General features: G+C 68.2%; 18 protein-coding genes and 1 riboswitch. Of the genes, 6 read left to right on the top strand and 12 right to left on the bottom strand.

The genetic code is table 11. The features are described from left to right. Positions 1 to 17: 17 nt before the first annotated feature. Positions 18 to 3,176, bottom strand: a complete 3,159-nt coding sequence (locus ACX40P_RS01415; protein ID WP_459124514.1) for an efflux RND transporter permease subunit — start codon at positions 3,174 to 3,176, stop codon at positions 18 to 20. Positions 3,177 to 3,187: 11 nt separating this feature from the next. Continuing rightward, positions 3,188 to 4,375, bottom strand: a complete 1,188-nt coding sequence (locus ACX40P_RS01410; RefSeq protein WP_459124513.1) for an efflux RND transporter periplasmic adaptor subunit — start codon at positions 4,373 to 4,375, stop codon at positions 3,188 to 3,190. A gap of 236 nt (positions 4,376 to 4,611) precedes the next feature. Between ACX40P_RS01410 and ACX40P_RS01405 the strand changes: the two genes are divergently transcribed. Beyond that, positions 4,612 to 4,869 (top strand): GlsB/YeaQ/YmgE family stress response membrane protein, encoded by a 258-nt coding sequence (locus ACX40P_RS01405; RefSeq protein WP_459124512.1) that lies wholly within the window; start codon positions 4,612 to 4,614, stop codon positions 4,867 to 4,869. Between the two features lie 90 nt (positions 4,870 to 4,959). After that, positions 4,960 to 5,700: an SIMPL domain-containing protein gene (locus ACX40P_RS01400; protein WP_459124511.1), complete on the top strand. Its 741-nt coding sequence runs from the start codon at positions 4,960 to 4,962 to the stop codon at positions 5,698 to 5,700. Between the two features lie 223 nt (positions 5,701 to 5,923). Here the strand turns inward: ACX40P_RS01400 and ACX40P_RS01395 are convergent, their stop codons facing one another. From ACX40P_RS01395 to ACX40P_RS01385, 3 genes are all read right to left on the bottom strand, one after another. After that, positions 5,924 to 6,175, bottom strand: coding sequence for a GlsB/YeaQ/YmgE family stress response membrane protein (locus ACX40P_RS01395; protein WP_459124510.1), 252 nt, complete (start codon positions 6,173 to 6,175; stop codon positions 5,924 to 5,926). 198 nt (positions 6,176 to 6,373) lie between these two features. Next, positions 6,374 to 6,676 carry a CtrA inhibitor SciP gene (sciP, locus tag ACX40P_RS01390; protein WP_459124509.1) on the bottom strand — a complete coding sequence of 101 codons (303 nt, stop codon included), beginning with the start codon at positions 6,674 to 6,676 and terminating at the stop codon, positions 6,374 to 6,376. A 111-nt stretch (positions 6,677 to 6,787) separates the two neighbouring features. Continuing rightward, positions 6,788 to 7,024 carry a hypothetical protein gene (locus tag ACX40P_RS01385; protein WP_459124508.1) on the bottom strand — a complete coding sequence of 79 codons (237 nt, stop codon included), beginning with the start codon at positions 7,022 to 7,024 and terminating at the stop codon, positions 6,788 to 6,790. Between the two features lie 115 nt (positions 7,025 to 7,139). Between ACX40P_RS01385 and mnmA the strand changes: the two genes are divergently transcribed. Continuing rightward, on the top strand, positions 7,140 to 8,246 hold the full coding sequence (gene mnmA / locus ACX40P_RS01380) for a tRNA 2-thiouridine(34) synthase MnmA (RefSeq protein ID WP_459124507.1): 1,107 nt from the start codon (positions 7,140 to 7,142) through the stop codon (positions 8,244 to 8,246). 2 nt (positions 8,247 to 8,248) lie between these two features. Here mnmA and ACX40P_RS01375 read toward each other — a convergent pair whose 3' ends face one another. From ACX40P_RS01375 to lepB, 7 genes are all read right to left on the bottom strand, one after another. Continuing rightward, positions 8,249 to 9,043 carry a PhzF family phenazine biosynthesis protein gene (locus ACX40P_RS01375; RefSeq protein ID WP_459124506.1) on the bottom strand — a complete coding sequence of 265 codons (795 nt, stop codon included), beginning with the start codon at positions 9,041 to 9,043 and terminating at the stop codon, positions 8,249 to 8,251. 336 nt (positions 9,044 to 9,379) lie between these two features. Next, complete coding sequence (locus ACX40P_RS01370; RefSeq protein ID WP_459124505.1) at positions 9,380 to 10,327, bottom strand: cation diffusion facilitator family transporter; 948 nt, start codon at positions 10,325 to 10,327, stop codon at positions 9,380 to 9,382. Continuing rightward, positions 10,324 to 10,899 (bottom strand): pyridoxamine 5'-phosphate oxidase, encoded by a 576-nt coding sequence (gene pdxH / locus ACX40P_RS01365; RefSeq protein ID WP_459124504.1) that lies wholly within the window; start codon positions 10,897 to 10,899, stop codon positions 10,324 to 10,326. The genes ACX40P_RS01370 and pdxH overlap by 4 nt, the downstream gene beginning before the upstream one ends. Positions 10,900 to 11,079: 180 nt before the next feature. Then, the gene (era, locus tag ACX40P_RS01360) at positions 11,080 to 11,976 is read right to left on the bottom strand and encodes a GTPase Era (protein WP_459124503.1); all 897 of its coding nucleotides are present in this window, start codon (positions 11,974 to 11,976) and stop codon (positions 11,080 to 11,082) included. Next, positions 11,969 to 12,244: a GIY-YIG nuclease family protein gene (locus ACX40P_RS01355; RefSeq protein ID WP_459124502.1), complete on the bottom strand. Its 276-nt coding sequence runs from the start codon at positions 12,242 to 12,244 to the stop codon at positions 11,969 to 11,971. Before ACX40P_RS01355 ends, era begins: the two co-directional genes overlap by 8 nt. A gap of 116 nt (positions 12,245 to 12,360) precedes the next feature. Beyond that, a complete protein-coding gene (gene rnc, locus ACX40P_RS01350; RefSeq protein ID WP_459125201.1) occupies positions 12,361 to 13,026 on the bottom strand; it encodes a ribonuclease III in 666 nt (221 codons plus the stop codon). Further along, positions 13,023 to 13,865 (bottom strand): signal peptidase I, encoded by an 843-nt coding sequence (gene lepB / locus ACX40P_RS01345; protein ID WP_459124501.1) that lies wholly within the window; start codon positions 13,863 to 13,865, stop codon positions 13,023 to 13,025. The genes rnc and lepB overlap by 4 nt, the downstream gene beginning before the upstream one ends. A gap of 193 nt (positions 13,866 to 14,058) precedes the next feature. Between lepB and pgi the strand changes: the two genes are divergently transcribed. From pgi to gcvH, 3 genes are all read left to right on the top strand, one after another. Beyond that, positions 14,059 to 15,552, top strand: coding sequence for a glucose-6-phosphate isomerase (pgi, locus tag ACX40P_RS01340; protein ID WP_459124500.1), 1,494 nt, complete (start codon positions 14,059 to 14,061; stop codon positions 15,550 to 15,552). A 185-nt stretch (positions 15,553 to 15,737) separates the two neighbouring features. Then, positions 15,738 to 15,828: riboswitch (glycine riboswitch) on the top strand. A gap of 176 nt (positions 15,829 to 16,004) precedes the next feature. Continuing rightward, positions 16,005 to 17,153, top strand: a complete 1,149-nt coding sequence (gene gcvT, locus ACX40P_RS01335) for a glycine cleavage system aminomethyltransferase GcvT (protein ID WP_459124499.1) — start codon at positions 16,005 to 16,007, stop codon at positions 17,151 to 17,153. Further along, positions 17,150 to 17,521 carry a glycine cleavage system protein GcvH gene (gene gcvH, locus ACX40P_RS01330; protein ID WP_459124498.1) on the top strand — a complete coding sequence of 124 codons (372 nt, stop codon included), beginning with the start codon at positions 17,150 to 17,152 and terminating at the stop codon, positions 17,519 to 17,521. Before gcvT ends, gcvH begins: the two co-directional genes overlap by 4 nt. Positions 17,522 to 17,538 lie beyond the last annotated feature (17 nt).

Here is a 17,538-nt window from a genome sequence, read left to right as displayed (position 1 = left end):
ACCAGGGAGGGGAAAGACTACTCCGCCGGCTGCGGCCCCTCGTCGCCGCTGTGTCCCAGCCGCCGCGGCGGCGTGCCCAGCGATTTCGGCAGATCGTCCTCCGGCGGACCCTCGATCACCGGCCGGCCGTCGTCACCGGGGCGATAGGTCAGCAGGCGGCGGCCGAGCTTCGGCCCCGCCCAGCGCTCGATCCCGACCGCCAGGCTGAACGACGCCGGCACGATGACGAGCGTCAGCAGCGTCGAGAGGATCAGCCCGCCGATCACGACGACGCTCATCGGCTGACGAAACGATCCGTCGCCCGACAGCGACAGCGCGGTCGGGACCATGCCGGCGACCATCGCGACCGTCGTCATCACGATCGGCTGCGCGCGCTTGTGCCCGGCGTCGAGGATCGCGTCGAACGGGTTTACCCCCTTCGACATCTCCTCCAGCGCGAAGTCGATCAGCAGGATCGAGTTCTTCGCGACGATGCCGAGCAGCATCAGGATGCCGATATAAACCGACAGCGAAATCGGCATGCCGCAGATCCACAGCGCGATCAGCCCGCCCAATGGCGCCAGCATCAGCGAGCCCATGTTCACGAACGGCGGCATCACCCGGCGATAGAGCAGCACCAGCACCGAGAAGACGAGGAAGATGCCCGCCAGCACGGCGCCGACGAAGTTCTGGATCATCTCCGCCTGCTGCTTCGATTCACCGAGCTTCAGTTCGCTGACGCCGATCGGCAGGTTCTGCATCGCCGGCAGCGCGCGGATCTTCTTCATCGCCTCGCCCGAGACCTCGCCTGGCGCCAGATCGGCGCCGATGGTCAGGCGGCGGACCTGGTTCGAGCGTTCGATCTTGGTCGGGCCGGCGCCGAAGCCGATGTCGGCGACCACCTTCAGCGGCACCGATCCGCCGCCCGCCGTGGCGACGGGCAGGTCGGCGATGGTCGACAACCGCTGCCGCGCCGACTGGGCGAGCGCGACGCGGATCGGGATCTGGCGATCGGACAGCGAGAAGCGCGCCGAGTTCTGGTCGATGTCGCCCAACGTCGCGATGCGGATCGCCGACGACAGCGCCGCCGTCGTCACGCCCAGCTGCGCGGCGAGGTCGAGTCGCGGACGGATGACGATTTCCGGCCGCTTCAGGTCGCCGGTGATGAGCGGATTGCGCACCGTCGGCAGCGTCCGCATGCCGTCGACGATCGCGACCGCGGCCTGGTTGAGCTTGACCGGATCGTCGCCGCCCAGCGTGATCGTCAGCGCGCGGCCCGAGCCGCCACCCCAGCCGCCGGCGCGGAACGACACGCGCGCATCGGGGATTTGGCTGAGCGTCGGGCCGATCGCGCGCTGGAACTCGTAGCTCTTCTGCTTGCGATCTTCCTTCAGCTGCGCGGTGACGCGGCCCTGTCCGACGAAGGCGCGGGTGTAGACCGAATCGACATCGGGCTGCGCCTTCAACACCGCGGCGGTCTTCTGCACGACCGCCTCGGTCTGGGCGAGGGTCGATCCCGGCACCAGCTCGACGATCGCGGTGACCGAATCATTATCTTCCTCGGGCAGGAAAGTGTTGGGCAGCACCATGAACATCAGCACGGTCGCGACCAATGAGGCGATGCCGCCGACGACCGCCGACCAGCGATGTTTCAGCGTCCAGCGCAGGATGCCCATATAGGCATCCATCATCCGGCCCTCGCCGTGACTGGCATGCCCCTTCGCTTTCAGGAAATAGGCGGCGATCATCGGGGTCAGCAGGCGCGCGACGGCCAGGCTCATCAGCACCGCGGCGACGACGGTCAGGCCGAAATTCTTGAAGAACTGACCCGACACGCCCGGCATCAGCCCGACGGGCAGGAACACCGCGACGATCGACATGGTGGTGGCGAGCACGGCGACGCCGATCTCGTCCGCCGCGTCGATCGAGGCCTGATAGGCGGATTTGCCCATGCGCATGTGGCGCACGATGTTCTCGATCTCCACGATCGCATCGTCGACCAGCACGCCCGCGACGAGGCTCAATGCCAGCAGCGTCATCTGGTTGAGGTCGAAGCCCAGCAGCTCCATGAACCAGAACGCGGGGATCGCCGACAAAGGGATCGCGAGAGCGGAGATGAACGTCGCGCGCCAGTCGCGCAGGAACAGCAGTACGACGAGCACGGCCAACCCCGCGCCCTCCCACATCGCGTCGATGGCGACGTGATACTGGTCCTCGGCATATTTCGAATAGTTGAAGAGCAGGTGGAACTGCACCTGCGGGTTGCGCTTCTGGAGAGCGTCGAGCTTCTCCTGCGCCTCCTTGAAGACGGTGACGTCGGACGCGCCCTTTGCGCGCTGGAAGTCGAAGCTGAGCACCTGATGCCCATCGGCCGTCGAGAGCGAGCGCTGTTCGGCGTAGAGATCGCGCACCTCGCCGACATCGGCGAGGCGGACCGAGCGGCCCCCGACCGAAATCTGCGTCTGGCCGAGCGAATAGGCATCGCGCGCATTGCCGAGCACGCGCACCGACTGTTCCGACCCGGCGATCTCCGCGCGGCCGCCGGCGGCGTCGAGGTTGATCTGGCGCAGCGCCTGATTGACCTGGCTCGCGGTCAGGCCCTGCGCCTGCAGCTTCAGCGGATCGAGGATGACGCGGATCTCGCGGTCCACGCCGCCGTTGCGATCGACCGCGGCCATGCCTTGCACGGACAACAGCTCGCGGCTGACGGTATTGTCGATGTACCAGCTGAGCTGCTCCAGCGTCATCGACGTGGTCGACGCGGTGAAGCTCGCCACGTCGTTGCCGCTGGTGTTGATGCGGCCGATCTGCGGCTCCAGGATACCGTCGGGCAGGTCGCCGCGGATCTGCTGGATCGCATCGCGGATGTCATTGACGGTGCGATCGATCGGCGTGCCGAGATCGAGCTGGACGACCGTCTGCGACTGGCCTTCGGTTACCGTCGAGTTGATCTCGTCGATGCCCTGCAACGAACGGACCGCCGCCTCGACACGCTGCGTGACCTGCCCCTCCAGCTCGCTCGGCGCGGCGCCAGGCTGGCTGATGGCGATAAAGGCGACCGGGAAGTCGATATCCGGCTGGTTGTTCACGTCCATTCGGTTGAAGCTGACCAGCCCCATGATCGTCAGGAACAGGAACAGCACGATGGGCGGAACCGGATTCCGGATCGACCAGGCGGAGATGTTGCGGAAGCCCATCGTTCAGTTCCTCAGCGCGACTTCACGAGTTCCGGCTTCACCGTCTGGTCCGGGTTCAGGAAGGCGCCGGCCGACATCACGACCCGCTCCGTTCCCGTCAGCCCGCCGGTGATCGACACGCCCGCATCCGATACCTCGCCGACGCGCACGTCGCGGCGGCGGGCCTTGTTCTGACCATCGACGACATAGACGAAATTGCCCTTGCCGTCGCTCAGCACCGCCGATTCGGGCAGCAGCGGCGCCTGCACGCCGCCGACGTTGATGCTGGCGCTGGCGAAACCGCCGGGGCGCAGCGCGGGATTGTACGACAGCGCGACGCGGGCGATGCCCTGACGCGTCTGCGGATCGATGATCGGCGACACCTGCCACACCTGACCGGTGAAGCTGTCGGTCGATCCGACCGGCGTGACCTGCGCCGCGACACCGGTGCGGACGCGGGCGAGATCGCCCTCCGCCAGCTGCGCGCGCATCTCCATCTGGCCGCCCATCGCGATCCGGAACAGCTGGCCGTTGCCGGCGCTGACGATCTGCCCGGGCTCGACGCCGCGGGTCAGCACCAGCCCCTCGGCCGGCGCGCGGATGTCGAGCCGGGCGTTGCGTGCGCGGGTTTCCTGCAACTGCGCCTGCGCGACGCGGACGCGTGCAGTGGTCTGCGCCAGCGTCGCCTCGCGCCGCTGCACATCCGCCTTCGAAATGAAGCCGCGGTCGACCAACTGGCGCGCGCGATCGAGCTCGGCCTTCGCGAGCTCGGCATCGGCCTGCGCGACCCGGATGCTCGCGGCCTGGCTTTCGGCGGTCTGGACCTGCACCGAACGGTCGATGGTGGCGAGCACCTGACCCGCCTTTACCCAGGTGCCGGGTTCGACCAGCACGCGTGTCACCATGCCGCCTTCGCCGGCGATACCGACCGGCATCTCGCGCCGCGCGGCGATCGTGCCGTTGCCGGTGACGACCGTGGCGACCGCCGAGCGGCCGGGCACCGCGACGGTCACGGTCGGCACCTGCGCATTGCCCTTGGCCTGCGCGCCCTTGGCGGCGGCACCGGTGTCGTCGGAGCCGCGCATGAACAGTATCGCCCCCGCGACGATCGCCAGCGCGACGACGACGATACCGACGATCAGCCACGTGCGCCGCGACCGCGGAGCCTCACCCTCGAGCAGATAGGTCGTGTCGCCGGTCATCTTGTTCTCGTAATTCATGTCTTGCCCCCGGAGGACCGCCCAGGCGATCTCCCATATCCGGCTGTGTTATCCGAATAAGTCACCGATCTCAAGCGCGGTGAACGAACATTGCTCCAGCATTGCGCCGCGTTGCCTGCACGCGCGATCCTGCGAGTTGCCCGCGCGACGCAGGGGGTTGCATCGCGGGCGGCGCTGGGCGACCCTGCAGCCCGTCCACGGCCGACGCCGTCGCGACATTGGGGGAGTGCTTCGACATGGCGGAGCGGATGTTCCTCGGCTGGCTGGCGATCGGGCTGGTGGCCGGCGTGCTGGCCGGACTGGCGCCGCGCGGACGCGATTCGGGCGGCATGCTGGTGACGATACTGATCGGCATCGCTGGTGCGCTGCTGGGCGGTTTCGTGGCGCAGGCGATCGGCCAGGTGACCACCGACCTTGCCAGTTATGGCGCCGCGGCGGCGGGTGCGGTCCTGCTGCTGGTGCTGTATCGCCTAATGATCGCGCGTCGCAGCTGACTCGTCCTGTCGCCAATTCCGCGCCGTTCATCGCGCGTTCGCCTGCGCGCCGCTAACCGGCGTCGCACGTTCCAACGGGAGTATCGCCACATGATCCGCACCGCCGCCCCCGCCCTGACAGCCCTCGCGCTGACCACGCTCGCCGCCTCTGCCGTGCCCGCCGCCGCGCAGGTCGCGACGGTGGCGCCCGTGATGATCGACGGCACGCTGCTCGACGTGTCGGCGACCGGCAAGACCTCGCGCACGCCCGACATCGCGACGATCCGCGCGGGCGTGGTGACGCAGGCGGCCGATGCGGCCGGCGCGCTGTCGGCGAATGCCGACCGGATGGCGCGGGTGCTCGCCGCGCTGAAGGCCGCCGGGGTCGCCCCGCGCGACATCCAGACCGCGACGATCGCGCTCAGCCCGCAATATCGCTACGCCGAGAAGCTGCCGCCGGTCATCACCGGATACCAGGCGTCGAACACGGTTTCTGTCCGCTTCCGCGAGATCGCCGCAAGCGGCCGCATCCTCGACACGCTGGTGAAGCAGGGCGCGAACCAGATCGATGGTCCGTCGCTGTCGATCGACAAGGCCGACGCCGCGCTGGACGAAGCGCGCGTCGACGCGATCGCCAAGGCGCGCGCACGCGCCGAACTCTATGCCAAGGCTGCGGGTCTGCGCGTCGACCGCATCGTGTCGATCAGCGAAGCGGGCGAATTCGCCGGCCCGACGCCGCCACCGGTGGTGATGATGCGCGTACAGCGGATGGAAGCGGCGGCGGATACCTCTGTCGCCGCCGGCGAGCAGGACGTGACGGCGAGCGTCAACGTGCGGTTTCTACTCAAGTAAGAGTCACGGATGGACCTTGTCCGGTGCCCACATCCGTTCGTGCTGAGCTTGTCGAAGCACTGCACTTCTCCCTTGGTGCCGTCCCCATTAAGGCACGAAGAAAGGGCAGCCCTTCGACAAGCTCAGGGCGAACGGTGGTTGGGGAAACGCGCCATCGCAACGAACACAAAAAAGGGCCGCGCGGTCATCCCGCGCGGCCCGTTTTTCTACACCGTGACTGCGATCAGCGAACCGAGCCGCGACGCACCAGGTTGACGATCGCGAGCAGCACGACTGCGCCGATCAGCGAGTAGAGGAAGCTCATCACGGTGATGCCGTTGTTGATGTTGGCGCCCGTGACGAAGCCGGCGATGACCGCGCCGACGATACCGACGACGACGTTCAGAATGATGCCCTGCTGGCCATCGGTGCGCATGATGATGCTTGCGAGCCAGCCTACGACGCCGCCGACTACCAGCCAGATGATGATACCCATATCCGTGTCCCTCCGTTACATCCGGCCCTTTCCGGATTACGTAGGGGCACGACTCACGGAACGGAGCTTTTGTTCCGGTGGCGTTTTGACAGTGTGTCCGGCAACGTACGCGAAACGGCCCGCCTTTCCCTCTGGAAAGACGGGCCGTCCTGCGGTCGAACCCAGGGGAGACCGGGGTCGAAACTGGTTAGCCGGCTTTCAGAATTTCTGCTGCTGGCGTTCGTAGAGCGAGCGGTAATGCTGGATGCGCGTGACGCGCAGGCCCGGCATGCCCGACCGGTCGATCGCGCGCTGCCACCCGGCGAATTCCTCCGCGGTCAGGTTATAGCGTTCGCACACCTCGTCCACGTTCAGCAGCCCGCCGTTGACCGCGGCCACGACCTCCGCCTTGCGACGCACCACCCAGCGCGTCGTCTCCGGCGGCGGCAGCGAATCGATCGTCAGCGGTTCGCCGAGCGGGCCGATGACCCTGTCAGGCCGGATTTTCTGGTTCTCGATCATTCATACCTCGTGACGGTGGGGCCGGGGCCCCGTGCCGTTGCTCAACCCTGTGTAACGACCGTTAGCGTGCGAGCTTGAACATCGTCTCAAACGGCGCGGTAAACACCGCCTTCATGGACCTTTCCAACGCCTGAGCACGGCGGCGGTCTCGGGACAGAATGCCCCGTCCGCCGGTGCTGCGTGCGCCGGCGTCCCGCTCGCCGACGGCCTTGCCGCCTGCAGGCATGCGGTCACGCTCGCATCCTGCCGCTCCTTCGCCCCGATCATCAGCACGCTCAGGTCGACCGGCGCCGCTACCAGCAGCGGCGTGGCGGACGACATCGAGAGACGGGCGAAGCTCAGGTCCAAGAAAACGACACCAATTGCGATTGCGAACACAGGTGTCCTGCCACGGCACTGCTGAAGGTCGCGTAAAAGGCAGCGGAGGTTTTACGTAAGGCTCCCGTCCCGCTATGGGGCAGTCGTGCTCCAGCCCGTCGATTTCCAGCTTCCCGCCCCCCTGTCGGCGCGCCGCATCGTCGTCGCCATGTCGGGCGGGGTGGATTCCTCCGTTGTCGCCGCGCTGGCGCACGCGAGCGGGGCGGAGACGATAGGCATCACGCTGCAGCTCTACGATCACGGCGAGGCGGTGGGTCGCGCGGGCAGCTGCTGCGCCGGACGCGACATCCGCGACGCGCGCGCAGTGTGCGACCGGCTCGGCATCGCGCATTACGTCTTCGATCACGCGTCGAGCTTTCGCGAGCAGGTGATCGACGACTTCGCCGACGAATATCTCGCCGGGCGCACGCCGATCCCCTGCGTCAAATGCAACATGGGGCCGAAGTTCACCGACCTGTTCGGCCTCGCCCGCGATCTCGGCGCCGACTGCCTCGCCACCGGCCATTATGTCCGGCGGGTGATAGGGGCCGAGGGTCCGGAGTTGCACCGCGCGGTCGATCCGGCGCGCGACCAGAGCTATTTCCTGTTCGCGACGACGCGCGCGCAGCTCGACTATCTGCGCTTCCCGCTGGGCGATTTGCCCAAGGCGCGGGTGCGCGAGATGGCGCAGGCGATGGGGTTGGGCGTCGCTACCAAGCCCGACAGCCAGGACATCTGCTTCGTCCCCGACCGCGACTATGCCGCAGTGGTGCGCAAGGTCCGGCCGGAGGCGGAGACGACGGGCGAGATTGTCGACGAGGACGGGCGCGTGCTGGGCGCCCACCGCGGCCTCATCCACTATACCGTCGGCCAGCGGCGTGGCCTCGACATCGGCGGCGGGCATGATCCGCTGTACGTCGTGCGGCTGGACGCCGCGGCGCGGCGCGTGGTGGTCGGACCGAAGGCCGCGCTGGCGGTATCGGCGGCGCGGCTGACCGACATGAACCCGCTTGGTCCCATGGACGGGCCCCTCACCGCCAAGGTCCGCAGCCTCGCGAAGCCCGTGCCGGCGCGGCTCGATGGCGACCTGCTCACCTTCGACTCGCCCGAATATGGCGTCGCGCCGGGACAGGCGGCGGTGCTCTACGCCGGCGACCGCGTGCTCGGCGGCGGCTGGATCGCGGAGACGGTGCGGGCGCGGGTGGCGGCTTAGCCTTACAGGCGGAAGCTGCCCTCGATCACCGTCACGCAGGCGCCGCGCAGGATCACGCGGTCGCCCGACAGTTCGCAATCGACATGCCCGCCGCGCGCGCTCGCCTGATAGGCGGCGAAGCGGGTGCGACCGAGCTTTTCGGCCCAGTAGGGCGTCATGACCGCGTGGGCGGAGCCGGTGACCGGGTCTTCCGGAATGTCGAAATAGTCGGTGAAGACTCGGCTGACGACGTCCGCCGTCTCGCCACGCGCCGACACGATCAGGACATAGGGGCCGAGCGCCTTCACCGCACGCCCGTCCGGGGAGGCGGCGCGCACCGCGGCCTCGTCCGCGACGACGACCAGCGCATAGCCCTTCTCGTGCCACAGCGTCTCGACCGGGGTGACGCCCAGCGCCGCGACGATCTCGGGCATCTCCTTCGCATGCGGCGCCCAGGCGGGCAGCCCCATCGCATAGCCATCGTCCTCGCGCGCGACCTCCAGCGGACCGGCACGGCGGGTGCGGAAGCTGACGTGGTCCAGCGCCGGATCGGCGGACAGCAGATAATGCCCGCTCGCCAGCGTCGCGTGACCGCATAGCGCGACCTCCGCCGCCGGCGTGAACCACCGCAGCTCCCAGTCATGCTCGCCCATCTCGCCGGGGACGAGGAAGGCGGTTTCCGACAGATTGTTCTCGCTCGCGATCCGCTGCAGCGTCTCGTCGTCGAGCCATGTCCTGAGCGGCATGACCGCGGCGGGATTGCCCTCGAAGGGTGCACGGGCGAACGCGTCGATCTGAGCGAAGGGGATGATCGTCATAAGGGCGGTCCTAACGCGTCGGGCCTCAAACCCAAACCGTTCGTGCTGAGCCTGTCGAAGCACCGTCCTTCTTCGTGCCGCGCAACCCGGCACCCGAAAAACGAAACACCCTCAGCCGTTCGTGCTGAGCTTGTCGAAGCACCGTCCTTCGTGCCGCGAACGCAGCATGCGCGGGTCGGAGAGCGGTGCTTCGACAAGCTCAGCACGAACGGAGGGGTGGGAGAGGTAGGACCAGCCAAAACCCGCCGCGGCAAAGCCGCGTCGGCCGGGTTCGCCGAAGCGACCCGCCGGCCGCGCTGGCGCGTCTCAGGAATTGCCGGACAATTCCTGTGCGCGCTAGACGCGTTTCCCGAACCAGTGCGGCGTCACATCCGCCTCGATCAACGGATTATCCGTGTCGACATGGCCTTCGGGATCGAGGTGAATGAGCACCTCGACCTTCGGATAGGCGCGGCGCAGCGCCTTTTCGACGCGCTCGACGATCTCGTGCGCGGCATGGACGGTCAGCCGCGAATCGACCTCCATATGGAACTGCGCGAAGTCGTGGCTGCCCGACCGGCGCGTGCGGAAATCGTGGATGCCGCGCAGGCCCGGCTCGCGCGCGGCGACCTCGATATACGCCTTGCGCTCGCCCTCGGGCCACTCCTTGTCCATCAACTGGTCGATCGCGTTGGACGACGCCTTGAACGCGCCCCAGCCGAGCCACAGCGCGATGGCGATGCCCAGTACCGGGTCCGCGCCGGTCACCCCGGCATATTGCTCCAGCGCTAGGGCGGCGATGACCGCGACGTTCAGCAGCACGTCGGACTGGTAATGGACGTTGTCCGCCATGATCGCGACCGATCCGGTCTGGCGGATCACGCGGCGCTGATACCACAGCAGGATCGCGGTCGCGCCGATCGCGATCATCGACACGCCGATGCCGAACGCGGCATCCTCGCCGCGCGTCGGGTTGGCGAAGCGGTCGATCGCGCGCCACGCGATGCCGGCCGCGGACGCGGTGATGAGGCCGACCTGGAACAGCGCCGCCAGCGCCTCCGCCTTGCCGTGGCCGAAGCGATGGTCGTGGTCGGCGGGCTCGGCGGCGAGCTTCACGCCGTAGAGGGTGACGAGGCTGGCCAACAGGTCGAGCCCGGTGTCGGCGAGCGACCCCAGCATCGCCACCGATCCGGTGTGCCACGCCGCGAATGCCTTCAGCGCGAGCAGGAACGTCGCCATCCCGACGCTGACCAGCGCCGCGCGGATGGCGAGCGGGATGATGCGGCGGCGTTCGTTCTCGGTCACGGGAAGAGCAGCCCCTGGTTCCAGCCGGTCGCGGTGCGAGTGAACAGGCGGCGGTGGTGGAGACGGCCGGGGCGGTCCTCCCACAGCTCGATCACGTCGGGCACGACGCGGTAGCCGCCCCAGTGCGGCGGGCGCGGCACGGCATCGGGAAAGCGCGCGTCGATCGCGTCGTAACGCGATTCGAACGTCGCGCGTTTGTCGAGCGGGCGCGACTGGTCGGAGGCCCAGGCCCCAAGCTGCGACGCACGGCTGCGGCTGGCGAAATAGGCGTCCGATTCGGCGTCGGTGACGGGCTCGACCGCCCCCTCGACCCGCACCTGTCGGCGCAGCGACTTCCAGTGGAACAGCAATGCGGCGTGGGGGTTGGCGGCAAGCTCGCCCGCCTTGCGCCCCTCGTCATTGGTATAGAACACGAAGCCGCGGGCATCATGCCCCTTCAGCAGCACCATCCGAACCGACGGACGCCCGCGCGCATCCGCGGTCGCCAGCGCCATCGCGTTGGGATCATTCGGTTCGCCCGCCCCGGCCTCGGCCAGCCAGGCGTCGAAGATCGCGAGGGGATCATCGGCCATCGCCGCGCTTTAGCGATGTTGGGGGAGATGTGCGAGACAGGTCGGGAAGAAACGGTTCAGGGAAGGCGCCTTCGCGCCAAACCCCGCCGCGGCAAAGCCGCGTCGGTCGGTGCGATGCACCGCCGGCCGGGCCGGTGCGAGTCGCGGAATAGCCTCGCTATCCCGTGCCGCACCCCGGCCTCACTCCACCCAATCCAGCCCGATGTCGCGATAGAGCGAGCGGTCCTCTTCCCACTTCGGGTTGACCTTCACGTGCAGGTAGAGGTGCACCGGCACCCCCAGCAATTCCTTCAGCTGCGCACGCGACTTCGCACCGATCTCCTTGATCCGCGATCCGCCCTTGCCCAGCACGATCGCGCGCTGCGTGTCGCGTGCGACCAGGATCTGCTGGTGGATCTCGACCGACCCGTCGCCGCGTTCCTTGTATTGCTCGGTCTCGACCGCGCTGTCGTAGGGGAGCTCGGCATGGAGCTGCAGGTACAGCTGTTCGCGCGTCACTTCGGCCGCCAGCATGCGGTCCGTCACGTCGGCGACCTGATCGTCCGGATAATGCCATGGCCCCGCCGGCATCCGCTTCGCCAGCGCCTCCTTCAGGTGCTCGACGCCGTCGCCAGTCGCCGCGCTGATGAAAAACGTCTCGTCGAACGGGACGAGCGCGTTCAACTTCTCGGCGGTGACCAGCAGGCGCGGCTTGTCGCTGATGTCGACCTTGTTGAGGATCAGCAGCTTGGGCTCGGGCCGCCCCTTCAGCGACTCGATGATCTCGGTCACCTTGGCCGCGACGCCACCCTTGCCGTCGATGACCAGCGCGATCGCGTCGGCCCCTTCGGTCCCGCCCCACGCGGCGGACACCATCGCGCGGTCGAGCCGGCGTTTCGGCTCGAAGATGCCCGGCGTATCGACCAGCAGCAGCTGCGTATCGCCGCTGATCGCGATGCCCATCAGCCGCGTCCGCGTCGTCTGCGCCTTCGGACTGACGATCGCGACCTTTTGCCCGACCAGCGTGTTGACGAGCGTCGACTTGCCGGCGTTCGGCGCCCCGACGATGGCGACGAGGCCGCAGGATTGGTTATCCAAGATAGTCTTTTCCCGTTCGTCCTGAGCTTGTCGAAGGACCGTTCTTCGTCGCGGCCAGCGCCGACATCGCGGCCCAGTCCCCGCGGATCAGCGCCAACTTCTTCGGCCGACTCCAACCCTTGATCCGGCGTTCCATCGCCAGCGCCTCGATACGGGTTGGAAATTCCTGCGACCAGACCAATTCGACCGGGCGATACTGGCGGGTAATCCGATAACCCGGCGTGATGCGCTGCGATCCGGCTTTCGAGATCGTCCGTGTGTCCGGCATAGAAGACGCCCCCTCGACAGTCGAGGAGGTACGTCCAGAACGTCACGCGACGCCCGCGGCAAGAAAGAACGGTCCTTCGACAAGCTCAGGACGAACGGGAACGGGGCAGCGCCCTCTCACCCCCCCAACACCCCCAGCAGCGCCACCGCCGCCGCCGTCTCCGCCTCCTGCTTCGACGTACCCGTACCCGTTGCCTCGGCCAGCTTCCCCACCGTCACCTTCACCGTGAAGCGCGGGGCGTGGTGGGGGCCGATGCGCTCGACGATCTCGTAAGCGGGCGGGCGGCGGTTGTGGGCGGCGGCCCATTCCTGCAGCGCGGATTTCGGATGCTGCGGCGCCCGCGCCTGCAGATCGATGCGATCCGCCCACAACGCCCGCACGAAGTCGCGCGCCGCCTCCGCCCCGGCATCGAGATAGAGCGCGCCGATCAGCGCCTCCATGACGTCACCCAGAACATTGTCGCTGTCGGCCGCCCCGTCGTCGCGCGCCTGCTTGCCGAGGCGCAGGTGCGGGACGACGCCGAGATCGCGCGCGACGTCGGCGCACACCGCGCCGGTCACCAACGCGTTCAGCCGCTTCGACAACGCCCCTTCCGATTCGTTCGGGAAGCGCGCGTAGAGCCATTCGGCGATCGCGAGGCCGAGCACGCGATCGCCGAGGAATTCGAGCCGTTCGTAGGTCGCCGCGGCCTGGCTGCCGTGCGTCAGCGCGCGGTCGAACAGGGCGCGGTCGGCGGGCGCGCGACCCAGCGTCGCGGCCAGCCAGGCGTCGAGCTCGCTCAGAAGCCTTCCCCGATCCGGCTCCAGCGCGCGGCGGAGAACCACGTCCACGGCAACAGCCACTGCGCGCTGCCGTCGGTCGACCAGAAGCCAACGACCGCCTTGCCCTCCAGATTCTCCATCGGCACCTGCCCGATCGCGCCGCCGGGCGTCGCCGGGAAGCGGCTGTCGGCCGACGCGTCGCGATTGTCGCCCATCATGAAGACGTGGCCGGGCTGGACGGTGAACACCTCGGTATCGTCGGCCTCGGGCACATAGCCGCGGTCGAGCACATTGTAGCTGCGCCCGCCGGGCAGGGTCTCGCGATATTGCGGATAGCGGCAGACCGGGCGGCCGGCGTCCTCGCTCACGAACTCGCTCGGGCATTCGATGCCGGCGGGATAGTTGGGCGACAGCGGCAGGATGAAGTCGGCGATGCGCTGTTTCGGCACCGGGCGGCCGTTCAGGACGAGCTGGCCCTTCACCATCTGGATCGTGTCGCCGGGCAGGCCGATGACCCGCTTGATATAGTCGTCATGGTCGGTCGGCGGCGCCTTGAACACCGCGACGTCGCCGCGCTCCGGGTTGCTCGCGAGGATGCGGCCCGGGATCAGCGGCAGGCTCCACGGCAGCGAATGCTTGCTGTAGCCGTAGTTCCATTTCGAAATGAACAGATAGTCGCCGATCAGCAGCCGCGGCAGCATCGACTGGCTGGGGATGCTAAACGGCGAGAAGAAGAAGCTGCGGAAGATGAAGACGATGATCGCCAGCTTCAGCAGAAACGTCAGCGTCTCGCGCGTTTCCGACTTGGGTTGCTCGGCGGGGGTGGGCGCCGGTGCGGGCGCGGCGGTCGGTTCGGCCATGGCGCCGTCCTGTGGCGAGCGGCCTTGCACGTCAAGCCGGGATGGGTAGAGGAGCGTCAGTCCCGTCCCACCAACCGTTCGTGCTGAGCTTGTCGAAGCATCGTACTTCGTGCCGCGAACGCGGCGTTCGCGGATCAAAGAACGGTCCTTCGACAAGCTCAGGACGAACGTGTTTTCTCGGAGAGCGAATATCATGCCCGAATGGTCGAAGGTCGAAGCGCTGGATCCGCCAAAGCTCACCGAACTCTTCGCCGCCGATTCCGAGCGCGTCGCGAAGCTGTCGGTCGATGTCGCGGGCATCCATTTCGACTTCTCGAAGACGCATCTCGATGCGGACGGCGTCGCGGCGTTCGAGGGGCTGGCGAAGTCGGCCGGGCTGGCGGCGAAGCGCGATGCGCTGTTCGCGGGCGAAAAGGTGAATGCTAGCGAAGGCCGCGCCGTCACTCACACCGCCGAGCGCGGCGAGGGGGCGGAGGAGGATGTCGCCCGCGCCGGTGCGCTGCACGCCCGGATGCGCGCGCTGATCGACGCGATCGAGGGCGAGGCGCTGGGGCCGGTGCGCCACATCCTGCACATCGGCATCGGCGGATCGGCGCTTGGCCCCGACCTGCTGGTCGACGCGCTGGGGCGTGAAGCCGACCGCTACGACGTCGCCGTCGTCTCGAACATCGATGGCGTCGCGCTGGAAGAGGCGTTCGCCGCGTTCGATCCGCAGGCGACGATCGTGGTGCTGGCATCGAAGACCTTCACGACGACCGAGACGCTGACCAATGCCGACAGTGCGCTCGCCTGGATGGCGGAGGACGGCGTCGACGATCCCTATGGTCGGCTGATCGCGCTGACCGCTGCGCCCGAGAAGGCGATCGAATGGGGCATCGACGAAACGCGGGTGCTGCCGTTCGCGGAAAGCGTGGGCGGGCGCTATTCCTTGTGGTCGTCGATCGGCTTTCCCGCGGCGATGGCGCTGGGGTGGGACTGTTTCTCCGAACTGCTGGAAGGGGCGGCCGAGATGGACCGCCACTTCCGCCTGACCGCGCCGCACGCCAACGCGCCGATGCTCGCCGCCTTCGCCGACCTCTATTATGCGCAGGTGAAGCGGTGCCAGACGCGCGCGACCTTCGCCTATGACGAGCGGCTGCGCCTGCTGCCGAGCTACCTCCAGCAGCTGGAGATGGAATCCAACGGCAAGGGCGTGACCACCGACGGCACCCCGCTCGACCGCCCGTCGTCGCCGATCGTGTGGGGCGGCGTCGGCACCGATGCGCAGCATGCGGTGTTCCAGCTGCTGCACCAGGGCACCAACCTCGTCCCGGTCGAATTCGTCGCCGCGATCGAGGCGGGCGATTCGCTCGCCCCCGACCATCACGAACAGCTGCTGCTCAACGCCTTCGCGCAAGGGGCGGCGCTGATGCAGGGCCGCGAGAACGCCGCCGATCCGCAGCGCGCCTATCCCGGCGACCGCCCGTCGACGACCATCCTGCTCGACCAGCTCGACGCGCGGACGCTCGGCGCATTGCTCGCCTTCTACGAACACCGCACCTTCGTCTCGGCGGCGCTGCTCGGGATCAATCCGTTCGACCAGTTCGGGGTCGAGCTCGGCAAGGAGATGGCGAGGGCAGCGGGCGAAGGCGGCGGCGATTTCGACGCGTCCACGCGCGACCTGATGAAGCGCGCGTTCGGCAACTAAGTTGAAAGCCCCCTCCCTCGTGAAGGGAGGGGGTTGGGGGTGGGTGGCCATCGGCATCCCGATCGGCCAGCCCCATACCCACCCACCCCCGGCCCCTCCCTTCACGAGGGAGGGGTGAAAGCCGATTGACTTGCCCCCGCCCGCTCGCCAAGGCTCGCAACAGTCGAGGTCCGGGCAACCGGGCCTAGGTACGCGCGGGAGAGTGTGGGGTCCGCCCCGCCGCCGAAGGAGCAACCGCCCCGGAATCTCTCAGGCACCAGGGACCGCGCGTGGCCCGACACTCTGGAAAGCGTCCACGCCTCAACCGGCGCGGGCCACCGAAGGGGTAATCCACCGTCGCTCCTATGGAGCTATGGCGGAGAAAGCTCTCAGGTTTCCGTGACAGAGGGGGCGATGGCACCGGCCGCTGGTCGGCGGAGCCGTCGCGACTCTGTTTTTCGGAAAGGCCGTGCATGAGCGACACCGACACCCTCGATACAGACACTGCGATCGAGCCCGATACGCTCACCCTGCCGCTGGATGCCTGGCATCGCGCGAAGGGCGGGCGGATGGTGCCGTTCGCCGGCTACTGGATGCCCGTCCAGTATGAGGGCATCATGGCCGAGCATCTGTGGGTGCGCGAGAATGCCGGCCTGTTCGACGTCAGCCACATGGGCCAGCTGCGCATCTCGGGCGACGGCGTCGAAACCGCGCTGGAGGCGCTGCTGCCCGCCGACATCACCGGCCATCCGCTGAACAAGGCGCGCTATTCGCTGCTGCTCGACGACGACGGCGGCATCCTCGACGACCTGATGCTGACCCGCGAGGCCGAGGGCGACATCTACATGGTCGTTAACGGCGCGATGAAGTGGGACGACATCGGCGTACTGCGCGAGGGGCTGGACGATTCGATCACGCTCAACCACCTCGAGGATCAGGCGCTGCTGGCGTTGCAGGGGCCGAAGGCGGTCGATGCCTTCGCGGCACTCGTGCCGGGCGTCGCCGCGCTGTCGTTCATGGAAGCCGGCGCGTTCGACTGGAACGGCACGCCGCTGTGGATCAGCCGCTCGGGCTATACCGGCGAGGACGGGCTTGAGATCTCGGTGCCCGCCGAGGTCGCCGAAGCGCTCGCCGACGCGATCGTCGCGCTGCCCGAAGTGAAGCCGATCGGTCTCGGCGCCCGCGACTCGCTCCGTCTCGAAGCAGGCCTCCCCCTCTACGGCCACGACCTGTCGCCGGAGACGACGCCGGTGTCCGCCGACCTGGGCTTCGCGCTGTCGAAGCGCCGCCGCGAGCAGGGCGGCTTCCCCGGCCACGCCCGCATCATGGCAGAGCGCGCGAGCCCGGCGACGAAGCGCGTCGGCCTGCGCGTCGCCGGGCGCCAGCCGGTGCGCGAGGGCGCCGACGTCGTCGATGCGGCGGGCACCGTCATCGGCCACGTCACCAGCGGCGGCTTCGCCCCGAGCGTCGGGGAGCCGATCGCGATGGCCTATGTCCCCGCCGCGCTCGCCGCCGAGGGCACCGCCGTCACGTGCTCGCAGCGCGGCAAGATCCACCCGGCGACCGTCGTCGCCATGCCCTTCGTCCCCCACCGCTATGTCCGCAAGGGAGCAGCCCGATGAGCCGTTACTTCACACAGGATCACGAATGGATCGACGTCGACGGTGACGTCGGCACGGTCGGCATCACCGACTATGCGCAGAGCCAGCTCGGCGACATCGTCTTCGTCGAGGTGCCCGACGCCGGGCGCGCGCTGACCAAGGGCGCCGACGCCGCGGTGGTCGAAAGCGTGAAGGCCGCATCCGACGTCTATTCGCCGGTCGCCGGCACCGTCGTCGAGGGCAACGCCGCGCTGACCGACCAGCCCGATCTGGTGAACACCGATCCCGAAGGCGAAGGCTGGTTCTTCAAGCTGACCCTGTCCGACGCCGGCGAGGTCGACGCCCTGATGGACGAGGACGCGTACAAGGCGTTCGTCGCGACGCTTTAACGGCCTTCCCCCCTCCC

The sequence above is a fragment of the Sphingomonas sp. RS2018 genome (genome assembly GCF_054489605.1).
This window is presented reverse-complemented; position numbering and strand designations above follow the sequence as displayed.

Excerpts from the sequence above, each read along its gene's own strand:
- ACX40P_RS01405 (WP_459124512.1), top strand. The coding sequence starts at position 4,612 with ATGGCGGAGCGGATGTTCCTCGGCTGGCTGGCGATCGGGCTGGTGGCC.
- ACX40P_RS01400 (WP_459124511.1), top strand. The coding sequence starts at position 4,960 with ATGATCCGCACCGCCGCCCCCGCCCTGACAGCCCTCGCGCTGACCACG.
- lepB (WP_459124501.1), bottom strand. The coding sequence starts at position 13,865 with ATGGCCGAACCGACCGCCGCGCCCGCACCGGCGCCCACCCCCGCCGAG.
- ACX40P_RS01375 (WP_459124506.1), bottom strand. The coding sequence starts at position 9,043 with ATGACGATCATCCCCTTCGCTCAGATCGACGCGTTCGCCCGTGCACCC.
- pdxH (WP_459124504.1), bottom strand. The coding sequence starts at position 10,899 with ATGGCCGATGATCCCCTCGCGATCTTCGACGCCTGGCTGGCCGAGGCC.
- ACX40P_RS01395 (WP_459124510.1), bottom strand. The coding sequence starts at position 6,175 with ATGGGTATCATCATCTGGCTGGTAGTCGGCGGCGTCGTAGGCTGGCTC.
- ACX40P_RS01355 (WP_459124502.1), bottom strand. The coding sequence starts at position 12,244 with ATGCCGGACACACGGACGATCTCGAAAGCCGGATCGCAGCGCATCACG.
- ACX40P_RS01415 (WP_459124514.1), bottom strand. The coding sequence starts at position 3,176 with ATGGGCTTCCGCAACATCTCCGCCTGGTCGATCCGGAATCCGGTTCCG.
- sciP (WP_459124509.1), bottom strand. The coding sequence starts at position 6,676 with ATGATCGAGAACCAGAAAATCCGGCCTGACAGGGTCATCGGCCCGCTC.
- gcvH (WP_459124498.1), top strand. The coding sequence starts at position 17,150 with ATGAGCCGTTACTTCACACAGGATCACGAATGGATCGACGTCGACGGT.
- pgi (WP_459124500.1), top strand. The coding sequence starts at position 14,059 with ATGCCCGAATGGTCGAAGGTCGAAGCGCTGGATCCGCCAAAGCTCACC.
- ACX40P_RS01410 (WP_459124513.1), bottom strand. The coding sequence starts at position 4,375 with ATGAATTACGAGAACAAGATGACCGGCGACACGACCTATCTGCTCGAG.
- gcvT (WP_459124499.1), top strand. The coding sequence starts at position 16,005 with ATGAGCGACACCGACACCCTCGATACAGACACTGCGATCGAGCCCGAT.